Below are 17144 nucleotides of genomic sequence, written 5' to 3'. Positions count from 1 at the left end.
TTAATTTGAATTGCTGGATTATTTATTTTTAGAAATCATTCTTTTTAGCATCGTAGTCAAAGTCACTGAATCTATTGCTTTGTCTTTCATATTGATCACAGTCGATTTCTATGCTCAGCGGTCGTTCGGGTCTTGGGAAAGGTCCCTTGGTAATTCCCAAAGATTGATCAGCATAGACTTTTTCCATGTACTTCACCCAAATTGGCCTAGCGGTCCTACCACCTTGGCCATTGACCCAGCTTCTAAAATGAATGGCTCGATCATCACCACCGACCCATACACCAGACACCAAGTCTTTGCTGATTCCCATGTACCAGCCATCGGATGCATTTTGGGTGGTACCTGTTTTACCACCTAGTTCATTTCCTTCACGTAGCGCATAAGGCACACCCTGAGAGGTGCCTCGCTCTTCTTCAAATCCACCTCTGAGCATGTAGACCATTAGATAAGCATGTTCTTCAGACATGGCTGGTCGTTTTCTTGGAGTGAATTGATGAAGTAGATTGCCATTTTTGTCCTCAATTCTATCAATGAAGAATGGAGTGATATGCTCTCCTTTGTTTACAAATGTGCCAAATGCTCCAATCATTTCATAAATAGAAACATCATTGGTCCCTAAGGCTAATGCAGGTACTTCTTCTAGATCACTGGTGATTCCAAGTCTTCTAGCAGTTTCTACCACCACTTTTGGACTGAGCTTTTTCATCATGTAAGCTGTGACTGAGTTGATGGATTGAGCCATAGCTAGACGGATCGTCATCTTTTCATAGGTGAATTTACCATCAGCATTCTTAGGGCTCCAAGTAGGCTGTCCTGGGATATTGATTTCTACAGGTTGATCGATGACTGAATAGCATGGGCTGTATCCATTTTCTATTGCAGCTGCATACACGAATGGTTTGAAAGTAGATCCAGGCTGTCTTTTCCCCTGTCTTACGTGGTCATATTTGAAGTATTTCTGATTGATGCCACCAACCCATGCTTTGATATGTCCTGTCTCTGGATCCATGGATACGAAACCAGTTTGCAGGTGTTTCTTGTAATGTCTAAGGGAATCCATGGTGCTCATCAGGGTGTCTATTTCGCCTTTATCCCATGAGAAAATCCTCATCCTTTTCTTTTCATTGAGCTTGATCTGTATCGAATCTGGATGAGATTCAAATCGGCGAGCGAGATTTCTATATGCTTCTGTCCTTTTTACTTGTGTCTCCAAGAAGTTTGGAATTACTCGACCATTTTCATCGATCCAAGGGTCTCTATTGCCCATTTCTTGTTCGAATCTCTTCTGAAGATCTCGCATATGTTCGTCTACTGCCTCTTCTGCGTAGCGCTGCATCCGGCTATCAATGGTTACATAGATTTTCAAGCCATCTCCATAGAGGTCATAGCTAGTTCCGTCTGGCTTGAGGTTTTCTTTGGTCCATTTGATCAATTCAGCTTTGGCAACTTCTCTGAAATACTGAGCTAGGCCTTCATTGTGGCTTTGGACTTTGTAGTTCAATTCAATAGGTAGCGCTTTTAAGGAATCAAACTCGGCTTTGGTGATGAAATCGTACTTTTCCATCTGTGCCAAAACAGTATTTCTTCTTCTTAAGGAGTTTTCTGGGTTAAATACCGGACTGTAATAGGTAGGCGCTTTGAAAAGCCCGACCAAAACGGCTGACTCTTGGATGTCGAGATCATTCGGTGTTTTATCAAAAAATGTCTTCGCGGCAGTTTTTATCCCGTATGCATTACTTCCAAATTCAGAGGTATTGAGGTATAGGGTTAGGATTTCATTTTTTGTGTAGGCTTTTTCTAGCTTGGCCGCGACAATCCACTCTTTGGTTTTGATAATCAGCATGCGTAAGCCAGGAACCTTACTCAGTAGCCCTTGAGACTCCGAAGTCCTAGTTTTAAATAAGTTTTTTGCAGTCTGTTGGGATAGTGTACTTCCTCCTCCGGCGCCTTGTCTTAGGATCAAGGATTTGAATAGTACTCTGCCCATACTCTGGAAATCGATACCTGAATGCTCTTTGAATCGAATATCTTCTGTAGCGATCAGGGCATTGATCAAGCTTGGTGCTAGATCATTGTAGGTCACTGGGCTCCTGTTTTCTCTGAAGTATGTTCCGAGAAGCACCCCATCAGCTGAATATAGCTCTGAGGCAAGTTCGCTTTGAGGATTTTCAAGTGATTTGAAATTTGGGAGTTCGCCATATAGCCCCAAGAAATTGATACTTACGGACCAGACAAAAATGATAAAGCCCAACAGGCCAGCTGCAAATATGATCCAGATATACTTAATTAATTTTTGGGTCATTATTCAATGAGGTGAAGGTGTTTAATTTTATTTGTACGTTTTCTTGTAGAAGTTTCTGTATTCTTCTATGTTTTTCCTTTTGTTGAGCTCTTGAAAGTTTTCTATTGAAATCAAGAAGCTATTTGCTTTATCCTCACCACTGATGGATTCAGTAGTGAAGCTCTCCATGAACTTATTTCTATATTCAAGCGCTTTCTCGGCATTATTGAATGGGCTGACAATATAAATCGCATTTTCTCTATTCAAGTTCATATTGCCTGTTCGAAGTCTTGAGTTGGAGAAGTTCGCATTGTGGAAGCTTTCTAAATCACCGAGGAGGCTCTTAGCATCTCGAGACTTTTCTGGCTCTAAGACGATGACAAAGATATGTGTTTGGTTAGGATTTTCTTTGTAAGGTGATTCCTCGACCTCTTCATCATCTTCCAAATCTGCCTCCGTATCGGTTTTAGCTTCTATAGGAAGTTCTTCTGCTACTTTTTCTATCTCAGGTTTTTCTCCAGTTAGTGCTATTAGCATATTTCTTGCCATTTTTAACAGCTCTGGATTTTCTGTATTTTGAATATAGGTTTCAAGTCTGGTTTTGTATCTATCTCGATCATCAAGTTTTCCCGAGATCATCACATCCAACAGTAGCAACTTATCAGTATTCCTAGTAAGCGGGTATTCTTCTAATGTACTGCGGAGTATTTTTCTAGCTTCAGTATAATTTCTATTCTGATACAATTCATATGCGATTTTGTACTGATTGGAAGAAGCTATATAGGCCCTGTTTCCTGATACTCGGTCGGGGTTATTGACCGAGAAAGTGAAGGGTGACTCTGGGAATTCACGGTTGAGTCTTTGGCTATATAGGTCGGCATTTCCCCCTCGTTCTTTTTGTGCCAAGTAAAGTATATAATAGGCCTCAGGCTTTTTGATCGTATTGGGATAGCTGGTAATTAGACTTTCGAGGTTATCTATAGATAATTCAGGTTCCTTGAAATCAAAAAACAGTAGTTTGCCAAGCTCGAAATAAGCTATTTCCAGCTGATTGTTGAGTCGGTTAACGTCTTCTTCAGAATTTGGAATTTGACTGAGTAATGACTCTTTGGTAGGGATTTGCTCAAAGATGCTTTCTTCATTACTTTCCTCTTCAGCTATTTCACGCTCTTCTTCTACTTCACCGCTGCTTGTAGCAAAACTTTGGTTACTCCTCCTCCAGTTATCCTGAAGTGGACGATTGCCCCAGTTTCGGGTAAAGTCAATTGCCCCTTGTTGCATTGCCACAGCATTGTCAAAGTAGAAGCTCTCTCCACTTCCTCGACCGCCAAAAGCCAATAAATTATCAAAAATACCGCTATTACTTTTGTTTTTTTCTTTTGCTGCGGCTTCTCTCATCAGTCTTTCTTCTTCTGATTTGATAAAGTTGGTTGCGACCAGTTCTTGTTCTTCAGGGCTCAGTTTGCTGATTCTGATTAGGCTGTCATTTTTGCTAATGGTCTCAAAATGGGTGACGTAATCATCCAAAATACCTTTCTGAGCTTGAATTTGGTCAAAAGCAGGATCTATGGGCCTGAAATTCATCAAGGCACTATCTAGATAGTATTTGGCCGCTCTGTAATCCTTGTCAAAGTCTAAGCTGATCTCGGCCAATTTCTGATAGATGTAGCCTTTCTGTATGGGGTTATTTCCTTGCTCTTGTGCTGCTCTAATCAATAAATTGACAGCTTCTTCCTTTTCATCTTGTTTCAACTCAAACAAAGCTTTTTCATAAAGTACAACGTCTTTGAGTTCTTTATTTTTGCTGTCTTTGTAGAGGTCATCATAATAGCTTCTCACCCTTCGTACATCTTTCGAGCGGTTGAGTTCGGCTACTTGTTGTGCGTATAATTGCGCAAAGAAACTTCTTTCATAAGGTGGATTGCCTTTTTGAGCTTCATTGTAGAGGTTATATGCTTGAGCATCCAAGCCTTCTCTTTGATAAAGTTGCGCAAGGATAAAATTGATTCTAGATTTTTCTTTCTTGTCTTTGGTATAATTCAAAGCCCTATCCAAAGCACCAATTTTTCCTTCCACGTCTTGTTGACTATCATAGTAATATGCCAGAGTTTTGAAAAGATGGAATCTATTTTCTTTGTTGATTCTTGATTCTTTGGAAAGGTAATCGATCACGAATACCACATCATCATAGCTTTTGAGATCGATAAAGATCCGCATCAATTGGATCAAACTTCGATGTCTTAAGTTTCTGTCCTTACTATTGACGTTGAGATATTTGAAAGTATTGATAGCATCATCAAAATCAGCTTGGTAATAATCCACCATGCCGATCAAGTAATAGTTGTCATCTACCCATTTGCTGATCCTGTGCCAATCAATAGCTTTTGAGGAGAGCTCCCTGGCGTCTTTTAAAAGTTCTCTATGCTGATCAATGGTCGCACTATCGATGGGATAAAATACTGGTAGCACTTGGCTGAAATCCTCTTTGTGGTTTTTCTTGATGATATTTTCTAATTCTTGAATCTTTTGGTTAGAGAGATAATAAGCATTGTATCTCGACGTGGTATTGTGATAGAGTCTATTGGTAAAAGTGTTTTTTTCAGAGGAGCATGCCGAAAAAAGCAGGGGCAAAAATAAAATAATGCAGGCGAATTGCGTTTTCATTGCTGAGGTCTCAAATATAAGTGTCCAAAATAAAGGATTTGGATCAATTTATTAAACGGTTTGGATTAATATTATATTTTTGAGAATTCGAATTACTTCAAATTAGCCTGAGCAATTCTGACATTGCAGACAATTCCTGCTCAAACACCATCCATTTGGGGGTCAATATTCAATCACTTTAATACACGTAAGTTGGGACTTAGAGAAAAAGCAAAAAGTTGGGTTGACACAAAATTTCTTTTTGTAATCAGAAAAGAGGAAGATTTCTCTGTGATCACTTCCCTGAGTATTACCAAGCTGAAGGTGGGCTTGATTTTCGTTTTGTTTCTGTTTTTATGTTTTGCACTTTCTTTATTTGCTTCGAGGACCTTTCTAAAGGCATGGTTTGATCCAGAGTATCTAGAGACTGAAAATACAGCAAGGATACTTGAATTATCGGATAGCATAGATTCACTGTTGATGGAAGTCAGGCAAAGGGACCTATATGTTCGTAATATTCAAATGGTCATAGCCGGTGAAACGGAGAGTGGGGTAATACTCGGCGACTCTGTTTCTTTGGAAAGCGGATCTGGCAAGGAGATAGACTTGTTCAAAAAAAGTGAATCCACCAGAGCCATAGAGGAGGAGTTTAGAGGAGTACCGATGGATTTTTCCAGCTCACCTATTATGATGTCAAACACCTTTACAGAAACCTACTTTTTCCCACCCATCAAGGGAATAGTGGTAGCTGCATTTGAGCCCCAAGCCAACCATTTCGGTGTAGATATAGTAGCTATAGAGAATGAACCAGTCAAGGCTATCGCTGATGGCACAGTCATCATGTCATCATGGACACTTGAGACTGGTTATGTAATAGGGATACAGCATTCCAATGAATTAGTTTCCTTTTACAAGCATAATTCCGTATTATTGAAAAGTGTGGGAGATCTGATCAGAGGAGGTGAGATCATATCAATCATTGGCAATACTGGAGAATTAACCACAGGTCAACATTTACATTTTGAGCTTTGGTATAAAGGTAGCCCACTCAATCCCCAAGAATTTATAACGTTTAATTAGTATGTTCAAAAAACAAGACGACAAGTCAGTTGTGGAAATGGTCAATTCCAGCAATGTGATTTCAAAAGAAACTGTCATCAAAGGCGATATCAGAGCACAAGGCAATATCAGAATCGAAGGTAGTGTAGAAGGTACTGTAGATTCAAAGAATAAAATAGTCATCGGAGATTCCGCGCTATTGATTGGGAATCTCAAGGCGGTAGAAGCTGAGATCTCGGGAAAGATAGAAGGGGAGGTGCATTGTTCTGGAGTACTATTCCTAAAAAAATCAGCAATTGTCAATGGAGATATCTTCACTCAAAAGCTGGTCGTGGAAAATGGAGCTACCTTCAATGGTAGATGTCAGATGGGAGAACAATCGAAGGCATTGAACGGGAAAGCGAAAAGTGCAACACCTGAAGAAGAAATCATCGCAGGATAGTTATCCTACATTTATCAAATACATTGGATTATCCTTCCAGCTCTTTGCTGTCATTGGCTTAGGAACTTGGTTAGGATGGTATATTCAAAGCAAAAGCCAATTGAAATTTCCAGTTTGGCTTTTGCTTTTTTGCTTTTTGTCCATCGTTTTAGCTTTTTATCAACTTTTCCAATCACTTAAAAATGACGAGAAGATAGAAGATAAAAGAAAAAAGACTTAATTTTGCGCCTTCATTTGAAAGGCATGTCCAGCATAAAAATATTTACGATAAGAATTCTTCTTCTAACCTTAATTTTGGGTGGTATTATCTATGCCTTTCAAAATTATATTCAACCTGCATGGATCCATGATTCCATTTGGAAGATTCTTTCATTTTTCGCTTTGTTGACCTGGGTTACAGGAACTTTTGTGCATTATTTAATAAAATTGAGCAAAGAAAATTCGCCGAATATCCTTTTGGGGGCTACTGCCATTAGATTTTTGGCAAGCCTAGGCTTTATAGTCATCTATCTCTTCCTAGATGTCGAGAATATAATTCTGTTTGTAATTAATTTCTTTATCATTTATTTGTTCTACTTAATATTTGATATATACGGGTTAATAGCTAATTTGCGCCCGCATTCAAAATAGGTCTTAAAAATACGATTTGATGTTCCGTAAGTTTCTTTGCTTAAGTGTTTTATTTTCAGCGTTTTTGCTGACTTTCTCCACTCCTACTTTCGCAGCAGGTGATGAAGAAGATAAGACTGGTTTTATCATGCATCACATAAAGGATTCATACGAGTGGCATTTTGCTACGATGGGTCATACGCATGTGACGCTTCCTTTGCCGGTGATTTTATATTCATCTGATAGAGGGCTGGAATTTTTCATGTCATCAGACTTTCAAGATCCTGAGACGCACAAATTTGGCGAGGCTTATGGTCAAGATGTGTATTTCATCGATGATCACGAACACCTACACAGAGCAGATGGGGGAAGTTTCATTGACTTTTCCATCACCAAAAACGTAGCCATGCTATTTTTGGTTGTCATAGTGATGGGTTACTTGGTGCTTTCTGCTGCTTCTCACTACAAAAAGAATGGTGTAAGTGCTCCAAAAGGTATCGCATCTTTCTTGGAACCAATCGTAATATTTGTGAGAGACGAAATAGCGCATAAATCCATTGGTCCTAAATACAAGAAATTTGTCCCTTATTTGTTGACGCTATTCTTTTTCATTTGGATAGGCAACTTGATGGGCTTGTTGCCAGGTGCAGCCAACTTGACTGGTAACATTGCTGTAACTGCTACACTTGCTGTATTGACATTCATCATTGTCAATGTCAATGGAAATAAAGAATACTGGAAGCACGTATTCATGACGCCAGGTGTGCCTGTGCCATTGCTTCTAGTAATTGTTCCAGTAGAGATTATTGGTTTGTTTACAAAGCCATTTGCTTTGATGGTCCGTCTTTTTGTGGCAATCACAGCAGGTCACATTGTGATCTTGGCATTCATAGCATTGGTGTTCATCTTTGAATCTTATGCGATTGGCGTAGTGAGTACCTTGATGGTGACATTTCTGAATGTAATCGAACTCTTGGTAGCTACTATTCAAGCTTATGTTTTTACACTCTTCACTGCGATGTATATCGGTGGAGCTGTAGCGGAGCACGAGCATCATTAATTTGAAATTTCTTTGTTCAATTTATAAATAATACACACGTATGTTAACTTCATTATTATTGTCTGCTGGATTAGCACTTATGGGTGCAGGTATCGGTGCTGGAATTGTAGCGATTGGCGCAGGTCTAGGTATCGGTAGAATTGGTGGTCAGGCTATGGAATCTATTGCTCGTCAGCCTGAGGCTGCTGGTAAAGTTCAGACTGCCATGTTGATCATTGCAGCTCTTATTGAGGTAGTATCCCTGTTTGCGGTAGTAGTTTGTCTACTTATTGCATTGAACGCAGGTGGTCTTACTTTCTAAGAACAAAAGAAAAGAGGGATTGGCGCTAGGCCAATCCCTTCTCTTGATTTGAACAAACACGAAATTATAACACCTACATATAATGGATCTTATATTACCTAGTTCTGGGCTTATATTTTGGCAATTGATCGGATTCCTTGCCTTGTTGTATATCTTGATCAAATTTGCTTGGAAGCCAATTCTAAGCTCTTTGGAAGAAAGAGAAAATAGTATTGAAAATGCGCTCAAGGCTGCCGAGCAAGCGAAAGCTGAAATGGCTAACTTGAAAGCTGAGAACGAGAAATTACTTCAAGAGGCAAGATTAGAGAGAGACAATATCTTGAAAACTGCCAATGATGCTGCCACCAAAATGATAGAAGACGCTAAAACAGCAGCTTCTACTGAAGGAGCAAAAATGATCGAAGCTGCCAAAGCAGTGATCGAGAATGAAAAGAAAGCAGCATTGTCTGAAGTCAAAAATCAAGTAGCACAGCTTACTTTAGAAGTAACTGACAAACTATTGAGAAAAAATCTATCATCTGATGCTGCTCAGAAAGAGCTGGTAGAAGATATGGTAAAAGATATTAACCTGAACTAAGATGTCTGAATTCAGAGTTTCCAGCAGATATGCTAAATCCTTATTGGAGCTTTCTATAGAAAAAAACGCTTTGGAAGGTGTCCTTGCTGATATGAAGCAACTGGATGCAATAGCCAATGTGAATAGAGAACTTGGACTTTGCCTGAAAAGCCCCATTATCACTTTTGATAAAAAATTAAAAGTATTGAAGGCTTTGTTTGAAACAACTGGCAATGCCATTACACTGGCTTTCTTCGATATCGTAGCGCGTAAGAATAGAGCGGATCTTCTTTTGGACATTTCCAGAGAATTTCAGAAGCAATACAATCTCCATATGGGAATTCAAGTAGCTGATTTGACTACTACTTTTCCAATTACGGAAGAGCTTAGAGCTAAATTCATTGCTACTGTAAAGGAAATCTCAGGCTTGGAAAAAGTAGAATTGAACGAGAAAATCAATGCTGATCTGATTGGTGGGTTTGTTTTGAAAGTAAACGACAGACAATTAGACGAATCATTGAGCAGCAAGTTGAGAGCTTTGAGGCTTGAGTTTTCTCAAAATCACTACGAAAGTAAAATCTAAATCATAGCAATAACATTTAATCATATTCAATAATGGCAGAAGTAAGACCTGATGAAGTTTCGGCAATATTGAGAGAACAACTCTCTGGCGCTAGAACTGAGGCTGAACTGGAAGAAGTGGGTACCGTCCTTCAAGTAGGTGATGGTGTAGCCCGTATCTATGGACTTTCCAAAGCTCAGGCTGGGGAATTGCTTGCGTTCGAAAACGGACTCAAAGCAATGGTACTTAACCTGGAAGAAGATAATGTGGGTGCCGTATTGTTCGGTGACTCTAAAGAGGTCAAGGAAGGTGACACTGTTAAAAGAACTAAGCAAATTGCGTCTATCAAAGTAGGTGAGGGTATGCTTGGTCGAGTAGTGGATACTTTGGGTAATCCAATCGATGGTAAGGGTCCTTTAGCTGGTGAGCTATATGATATGCCATTGGAAAGAAAAGCTCCAGGTGTAATCTACAGACAGCCTGTAAACGAACCACTTCAAACAGGTATCAAGTCTATCGACTCCATGATTCCAATCGGTAGAGGTCAGCGTGAATTGGTGATCGGTGACCGTCAGACTGGAAAGACTGCTGTTGTAATTGATACGATTATCAATCAAAAAGAATTTTACGATAGAGGTGAGCCTGTATTCTGTATCTATGTAGCGATCGGACAGAAAGCTTCTACTGTGGCTGGTGTTGTTGCTGCTTTGGAAAAAGGTGGTGCATTGCCATACACTGTTGTGGTATCTGCTTCTGCTGCTGATCCTGCGCCAATGCAATTCTTCGCCCCATTTACCGGTGCAGCGATTGGTGAATTTTTCCGTGATACCGGACGTCCTGCTTTGGTTGTTTATGATGATTTGTCTAAGCAGGCTGTAGCATATCGTGAGGTTTCACTTCTTTTGAGAAGACCTCCAGGACGTGAAGCTTATCCAGGTGATGTATTCTACTTGCACTCCAGATTGCTAGAAAGAGCAGCTAAAATCAATGCTTCAGACAAGATTGCTAGTGAGATGAATGACCTTCCTGAGTCTATCAAGCATTTGGTAAAAGGTGGTGGTTCATTGACGGCACTTCCTATTATCGAGACACAAGCATCTGACGTTTCTGCTTATATTCCGACTAACGTGATTTCTATTACGGATGGTCAGATCTTCTTGGAGACTAACCTATTCAACTCAGGTATCAGACCTGCGATCAACGTGGGTATCTCGGTATCTAGAGTAGGTGGATCTGCACAGATCAAATCTATGAAGAAGGTTGCTGGTACTTTGAAGCTTGACCAAGCTCAGTTCCGTGAATTGGAGGCTTTCTCTAAATTCGGTTCTGACCTAGATGCTTCTACTAAAAGAACGATCGAAAGAGGTAGAAGAAATCAGGAAATCTTGAAGCAAGCGCAGTATGCTCCTGTAGCAGTAGAAAACCAAGTAGCAATCATCTATGCTTCTACCAAAGGTTTGATGGATGCTGTTCCTGTAGAAAGAGCCAGGGAGTTTGAAAAAGAATTCTACCTACTACTTGCAGCTAGCTACCCTGAGGCGCTTACAGCGATCAAGAAAGGTGATCTAGACACAGCTGGTAAATTGCTAGAAGCAGCAGCTAAGGAACTGTCTCCTAAATACGCTAAATAATTATTGATTTATCATCAATCTTGGAGGCAAAGCCTCCAAGATTGTGCTTATAAATAATACCCCTCCATATCAATCTCAAGTATGGCTAACTTAAAGGAAGTAAAGGAAAGAATCAACTCGGTTGTCTCTACGCAGCAAATCACCAAAGCCATGAAAATGGTGGCTGCGGCGAAGTTGAGAAGAGCGCAGGACAAAATCACGCAGATGCGTCCTTATTCTCAGAAGCTGACTACAATTTTGAACAATGTATCTGCTGCTAGTGAAGGACAAGCTGATATCGTATTTGCAGAAAAACGTGAGGTGAAGCATGTCCTGGTCGTAGCTGTTACTTCTGACAAAGGGCTTTGTGGTGCTTTCAATACCAATGTGCTGAAGGCAGCTAGTCATGCTATTGCAAATGACTTTGCTGGATTGAATGTGACTGTACTTCCGTTGGGTAAGAAAGCCTACGAGTTTTTCAAGAAGAGAGAACAAAATGTTATTGCTGATTATTACCAAGTTTTCTCTGATGTAAGCTTTGACAATGTCAAATTTGCTGCTGAATTCGCAATGAATGCCTTTGTAGATGGCACCTTTGATAAGGTAGTACTCGTCTACAATCAGTTTAAGAATGTAGCTACTCAGGAAGTGATGACAGAACAATTCCTTCCAATGGCATCAGAAGAGCTTGAAAATGGAGCAAAGAAGTCTGAGACAGATTATATCCTAGAGCCATCTAGAGCTTATATCATAGAGGAGCTTGTACCTACATCCTTGAAAATCCAATTCTACAAAGCGATTCTTGAATCCAATGCTTCTGAGCATGGTGCGAGGATGACTGCGATGGACAAAGCAACTGAGAATGCTGGAGAATTGCTGAAAGAGCTAAGGTTGATGTACAATAGAACTCGTCAAGCAGCCATCACCAACGAAATCCTTGAGATCGTTGCTGGTGCGAATGCACTTGGAGGGAAGTAAAAAAAGTTATTTAGTTATCAGTTATTGAGTGATTGGTGACCAAACTATAGTGCAGTAAGTCATTTAATATTTTGAAAACCACAAGCTGAAAAGTTTGTGGTTTTTTTGTGGATAGCCCCCTCTTTAAGGGTAAGCTTTGGAGAATTTTAAAGGATTTAGTTGGTGATTGAGGCAGAAATTTAACCTATAAGACCAATTTTTAATAGATTATTCTATTGAAAAATAATAAATAATCTGATTTTACGCTTCTTTGTCAGTAACCTCAATCCATTGGCTCTTTAGGTTGCTAACGGTCAATTCCGAAAAATCGGAACAAGTTATCCATAAGTATCATACCCGCCTGCGTTGGGTAGGTATCAATTAATAACTTGTCCGGTGAGGCGGATCCGAAGTTAGATAAAACAGCATTTTGTAATACTATTGGCAAATGTCTGAATATCCATAATAAATAAAAAAGCTGCCTAATCAAGACAGCTTCTATTTGATTTAATATCTTCAATATCAATTCCCCTACTTCATCCCAACCAATTTCACATCCAAAGTCACTTCATCGTAAATCAATCTATCGGCTAGATTCTCAAAGTAGTTTCCTGAACGGTATTTGATATCGTATTTGGTTCTATCAAAAGTAATCTTGCCAGTCGCAATGACTTTATTTCCCTCTTCTGACACAGTCACAGGGAATGCGACAGGGTTGCTGATACCCTTGATGATCAGATTGGCTTTGATTTCGTAATCCTTGCCATTGCTGGTTTTTGCTTCAGTGATGGTCATGGATGATTTGTTAAATTTCTCTACTGAGAAGAAATCGTCTGATTTCAAGTGGTCAACAAGCCTTTTGTTTGAGTTGGCATCTTTGATGTCTTCCACCGTGATGGTAGTCATGTTGATCTCAAAGCTGCCGCCTTGTATCCTGCCATTTTCATAATCTAATTTTGCATCGGAAATAGCCACTTTTCCGTAATGCTCTCCTGTGACCTTTGCCGCTTTCCAGCTTACTGTACTTTCGGTCTTATTGATATTTAGAAGGGCAAGCTCTGATTCGGAAGGTTGGCCAGTCCACATCATTGCCAATAGGCTTACTAGGATCATTATTTTCATAATATTTGGATTTGTGATTTATGTTATAGACCTCTTTATGACACAAGTGTTTAATCTAGGTCTAGACTTTTCTATGAACGGTAAAAAATCATAGTTTTTTAGCTTCTTCCCAATACACATCCATTTCGGTCAAACTCATATCTTCGATTTTCTTGCCTGCTTTTTTGGCAGCAGTTTCCAAGTATTGGAATCGTTTGATGAATTTGATATTGGTGCGCTCTAGAGCTTCCTCAGGATTGATATCGATGAATCGAGCGTAATTGATCAGCGAAAACAACAGATCACCAAACTCTCCAGTGGCCTTCTCTTTGTCAATACTTTCCTCACTACTTGCATTAAATTCAGCTTTGAATTCTTGCATCTCTTCTTCTACCTTTTCCCATACCTGCTGCTTTTCTTCCCAGTCAAAACCCACTCCTCTGGCTTTTTCCTGAATACGCATGGCTTTGATCAATGCAGGCAGAGACTTGGGCACACCTCCCAAGACAGAAGAATTGCCTTTTTCTTGGAGTTTGATTTTCTCCCAATTTTGCTTGACAGCTTCTTCGTCATCCGCTACGGTGTCTCCATAGATGTGAGGATGTCTCCTGATCAATTTCTCACATAAGCTATCGATAACAGTACTGATGTCAAAAGCCTCTTTTTCCGAGCCGATTTTGGCGTAAAAAACAATATGGAGCAGGATATCACCGAGTTCTTTTTTGATTTCTTCCATGTCATTTTCCAAGATGGCATCCGAGAGTTCAAAGGTCTCCTCAATAGTCAGGTGCCTGAGGCTTTCGATGGTCTGTTTTCTGTCCCAAGGGCACTGCTCACGCAATTCATCCATGATGGTCAAAAGTCGATCAAATGCATCTAACTGGGCTTTTCTATTCGGTGATTCAGACATGTCTGGGAAACTAATTGGAATGTGTGGACGTTTGGAAAGTAATCTGTAAATTTGTGCAAATTAATTTGATATGGCAACTCTGTATTTAACATTAGGTTTCATCGCATTATTCTTTATCATGATGTCTGTGAGGCTGATATTTCTAAAAAATGGCGAATTCAAAGGCACCTGTGCTTCGCAAAATCCTTACCTTAACAAAGATGGTGGAACATGTACCTATTGTGGCAAAACCGTAGATGCTAATAGCAGCTGTGGCAATCCAGACAATGAAGTCGATAAGGTACTTGCCAAGTTCAAATAAACTTTCATTCAGGTTTTTCATTCCCGGTTTAGCCGGGATTTTTATATGCTAACTTAAATAATTCCCAGTGGCTTTAATAAAATCAATTTCTGGTATTCGAGGTACCATCGGAGGCAAACCAGGCGAGGGCTTGACCCCACTAGATGTTGTCAAATTCACTTCTGCTTACGGTGCCTGGGTATTGCAAAATACGGGTAATCCAAAAATCATCATCGGTAGAGACGCTAGAATCTCAGGGGAGATGGTGTCCAAATTGGTTTCAGCTACTTTGCAAGGTCTGGGTATTGACGTTATTGATCTAGGTTTGAGCACGACACCTACCGTAGAGTTGGCTGTTCCATTGGAGCAAGCTGGTGGAGGAATTATCCTCACGGCTAGCCACAATCCTATTCAGTGGAATGCTTTGAAGTTACTCAATAGCAAAGGTGAATTCATCTCTGATGCGGAGGGCAAGGACGTACTTACTCGTGCCGAAAATGATGACTACAGCTTTGCAGAGGTCAAGAAGCTCGGCTCTTATACTGTGATCGATGATTACATTGATAGGCATGTGGAGCATGTCTTGGGGCTAGATTTGGTAGATAGAGCAGCCATTGCAGCTAGGGACTTCAAGGTAGTGATTGATTGTGTCAATTCTACAGGTGGAATTGCACTGCCGAAGCTTTTGAGAGCATTGGGAGTGAATCAGATTGAGGAAATGTATTGTACACCTGATGGACATTTTCCTCACAACCCAGAACCACTTCCTGAGAATTTGAGAGATATCTCCGAAAAGCTCAAGAAAGGTAAATTTGACCTTGGAATCGTAGTAGATCCAGATGTAGATAGACTTTGTTTTATGAACGAGGATGGTTCTCCATTTGGTGAAGAGTACACTTTGGTGGCAGTAGCAGACTATGTGCTTTCGAAGACTCCAGGTAATACAGTATCCAACCTCAGCTCTACGAGAGCATTGAGAGATGTGACAGAAAAACGCAAAGGACAATATCAAGCAGCAGCAGTGGGAGAGGTGAATGTCGTCAACAAGATGAAGGAGACCAATGCTGTCATTGGAGGAGAAGGAAATGGAGGGGTAATCTATCCTGAGTCACATTATGGAAGAGATGCTTTGGTGGGTATAGGCTTGTTTTTGACACATTTGGCTAAATTCGGGAAGTCTATCTCTATGTTGAGAGCTACCTATCCCAACTATCATATTTCCAAAAATAAAATTGAGCTTACCCCGGATATCAATGTGGATCAGGTCCTGGAGGCTATCAAAAAGAAATACGCCAAGCAGCCTATCAATGACATTGATGGAGTAAAGATTGAATTTGATAAAGAGTGGGTTCACCTGCGCAAGTCAAATACAGAACCGATCATCAGAATCTATTCTGAATCTGAAAGCTTGGCTACTGCTGAGCATTTGGCTAATAAGCTCATCACAGATATCAAAGAAGTAGTGACTGCTTCCTAAATCTAGGCTCAGTCCTGACTGAGCCTATTTATATTTTCAAACCCAGCCCAAATATTAACAAAGATCATGAGAGTTTACTTCGACAATGCGGCCACTACGGCGATGGATGACAGGGTGATAGCAGCCATGTTGCCATTTATGAAAGAGCATTATGGTAATCCATCTTCCGTACACAGTCATGGACGTGAAGTTCGTACCGCCATTGAGCGATCGAGGAAAAAGGTAGCGGAGCTTTTGAATACTACGCCTGCTGAGATTTTTTTCACTTCTGGTGGAACGGAAGCAGATAATACGGCCATCGTTTGCGGTATTCAGACTCATGGGATTCAGCATGCGATTACCTCTCCACTTGAGCATCATGCTGTATTGCATACACTTGAAGAATGTGCCAAAAAAGGCATGGTCAAACTCAGTCTACTAGAAGTAAATGATCAAGGAGAAATCAACCTGGATCACTTACAAGACCTTCTCAGAGCGAACCCAAAAAGCTTGGTATCTGTCATGCATGCCAATAATGAAATCGGGAACATCAATGACCTCACAGCAATCGGTAATCTCGCAAGGGAGTATGATGCGTTTTTTCATTCTGACACCGTGCAGACCATGGGACATTATGTGCATGATCTCAAGAACTTACCCGTAGATGCAATAGTTGCTGGGGGACACAAGTTTCATGGGCCAAAAGGCTCTGGTTTTCTCTATGTCAAAAAGGATAAGAAAATCACTCCATTTATCTATGGAGGTGCTCAGGAGCGCAATATGCGTGGGGGTACTGAGAATGTCATTGGTATCGTAGGAATAGCGAAGGCATTGGAGATTGCTTACGAGGATATGGATGGACATCGCAAGCATGTAGAAGATATCAAAAGTAGGTTTATCGAAAAGTTGAAAACTGACATTCCTGGGGTGGAGTTCAATGGCCTTTCTGCTGAAATGGATAAGAGTCTCTATACGGTCTTGAATGTGAGCCTTCCTCCATCAGAGGAAAATGGAGGCATGTTACTTTTCAATTTGGACCTTCATGGTATTTCTGCCTCTGGAGGGTCAGCATGTAGCAGTGGTGCTTCGGTAGGTTCCCATGTGCTCAGAGCCATTGGAGCCAAGGCTGACCGTGACTCGGTCAGGTTTTCATTCAGCAGGTTCAATACAGTGGAAGAAGTAGACTATACGGTTGAGAAATTGAAGGAACTCTACGGGGTGATAGCTTAGAGTAGCCTTTTAAAAACCTGACAGGTTCTGTGTTATAACCCTTATAATCAAAATATTGGTTATTTGATTATACGCTCATTTGTTAGT

At 40.4% G+C, this 17144-nt stretch carries 16 protein-coding genes; 12 read left to right on the top strand and 4 right to left on the bottom strand.

The annotated features are described in order from the left end of the window. Positions 1–28: 28 nt before the first annotated feature. Both BW935_RS01145 and porW read right to left on the bottom strand, forming a co-directional pair. A complete protein-coding gene (locus BW935_RS01145; RefSeq protein ID WP_076497718.1) occupies positions 29–2302 on the bottom strand; it encodes a penicillin-binding protein 1A in 2274 nt (757 codons plus the stop codon). Positions 2303–2329: 27 nt separating this feature from the next. After that, positions 2330–4945 (bottom strand): type IX secretion system periplasmic lipoprotein PorW/SprE, encoded by a 2616-nt coding sequence (porW, locus tag BW935_RS01140; protein ID WP_076497716.1) that lies wholly within the window; start codon positions 4943–4945, stop codon positions 2330–2332. Positions 4946–5137: 192 nt separating this feature from the next. Between porW and BW935_RS01135 the strand changes: the two genes are divergently transcribed. From BW935_RS01135 to atpG, 9 genes are all read left to right on the top strand, one after another. Then, on the top strand, positions 5138–6004 hold the full coding sequence (locus BW935_RS01135; RefSeq protein WP_076497714.1) for a M23 family metallopeptidase: 867 nt from the start codon (positions 5138–5140) through the stop codon (positions 6002–6004). Between the two features lies 1 nt (position 6005). Then, on the top strand, positions 6006–6425 hold the full coding sequence (locus tag BW935_RS01130) for a bactofilin family protein (protein WP_076497712.1): 420 nt from the start codon (positions 6006–6008) through the stop codon (positions 6423–6425). Next, positions 6391–6645, top strand: a complete 255-nt coding sequence (locus BW935_RS01125; protein WP_076497710.1) for an AtpZ/AtpI family protein — start codon at positions 6391–6393, stop codon at positions 6643–6645. The genes BW935_RS01130 and BW935_RS01125 overlap by 35 nt, the downstream gene beginning before the upstream one ends. A gap of 429 nt (positions 6646–7074) precedes the next feature. Beyond that, entirely contained in the window at positions 7075–8094 is a 1020-nt protein-coding gene (gene atpB / locus BW935_RS01115; protein WP_076497706.1) for a F0F1 ATP synthase subunit A, read from the top strand. Positions 8095–8134: 40 nt separating this feature from the next. After that, entirely contained in the window at positions 8135–8395 is a 261-nt protein-coding gene (gene atpE, locus BW935_RS01110) for an ATP synthase F0 subunit C (RefSeq protein ID WP_014771320.1), read from the top strand. A gap of 82 nt (positions 8396–8477) precedes the next feature. Then, on the top strand, positions 8478–8972 hold the full coding sequence (locus BW935_RS01105) for a F0F1 ATP synthase subunit B (protein WP_076497704.1): 495 nt from the start codon (positions 8478–8480) through the stop codon (positions 8970–8972). Between the two features lies 1 nt (position 8973). Then, positions 8974–9534: an ATP synthase F1 subunit delta gene (gene atpH / locus BW935_RS01100; RefSeq protein WP_076497701.1), complete on the top strand. Its 561-nt coding sequence runs from the start codon at positions 8974–8976 to the stop codon at positions 9532–9534. Between the two features lie 32 nt (positions 9535–9566). Further along, positions 9567–11144 (top strand): F0F1 ATP synthase subunit alpha, encoded by a 1578-nt coding sequence (gene atpA / locus BW935_RS01095; protein WP_076497699.1) that lies wholly within the window; start codon positions 9567–9569, stop codon positions 11142–11144. Positions 11145–11225: 81 nt separating this feature from the next. After that, positions 11226–12101 carry an ATP synthase F1 subunit gamma gene (gene atpG / locus BW935_RS01090; RefSeq protein WP_076497697.1) on the top strand — a complete coding sequence of 292 codons (876 nt, stop codon included), beginning with the start codon at positions 11226–11228 and terminating at the stop codon, positions 12099–12101. Positions 12102–12611: 510 nt separating this feature from the next. On the opposite strand, the gene BW935_RS01085 is transcribed toward atpG, so the two are convergent. Then, positions 12612–13202 (bottom strand): YceI family protein, encoded by a 591-nt coding sequence (locus tag BW935_RS01085; RefSeq protein ID WP_076497695.1) that lies wholly within the window; start codon positions 13200–13202, stop codon positions 12612–12614. An 88-nt stretch (positions 13203–13290) separates the two neighbouring features. Next, positions 13291–14091: a nucleoside triphosphate pyrophosphohydrolase gene (gene mazG, locus BW935_RS01080; RefSeq protein ID WP_076497693.1), complete on the bottom strand. Its 801-nt coding sequence runs from the start codon at positions 14089–14091 to the stop codon at positions 13291–13293. Positions 14092–14161: 70 nt separating this feature from the next. Here mazG and BW935_RS01075 point away from each other — a divergent pair, with 70 nt between their 5' ends. From BW935_RS01075 to BW935_RS01065, 3 genes are all read left to right on the top strand, one after another. Next, positions 14162–14392 carry a hypothetical protein gene (locus BW935_RS01075; protein ID WP_076497691.1) on the top strand — a complete coding sequence of 77 codons (231 nt, stop codon included), beginning with the start codon at positions 14162–14164 and terminating at the stop codon, positions 14390–14392. A 67-nt stretch (positions 14393–14459) separates the two neighbouring features. After that, positions 14460–15848: a phosphoglucosamine mutase gene (glmM, locus tag BW935_RS01070; protein ID WP_076497688.1), complete on the top strand. Its 1389-nt coding sequence runs from the start codon at positions 14460–14462 to the stop codon at positions 15846–15848. Positions 15849–15914: 66 nt separating this feature from the next. Continuing rightward, entirely contained in the window at positions 15915–17057 is a 1143-nt protein-coding gene (locus BW935_RS01065) for a cysteine desulfurase family protein (RefSeq protein ID WP_076497685.1), read from the top strand. Positions 17058–17144: the final 87 nt, after the last annotated feature.

This window comes from Belliella pelovolcani, assembly GCF_900156785.1.
GTDB classification, from domain to species: domain Bacteria; phylum Bacteroidota; class Bacteroidia; order Cytophagales; family Cyclobacteriaceae; genus Belliella; species Belliella pelovolcani.
The sequence above is the reverse complement of the archived record's forward strand: the minus strand, read 5'-3'. Positions and strand labels throughout refer to the sequence as shown.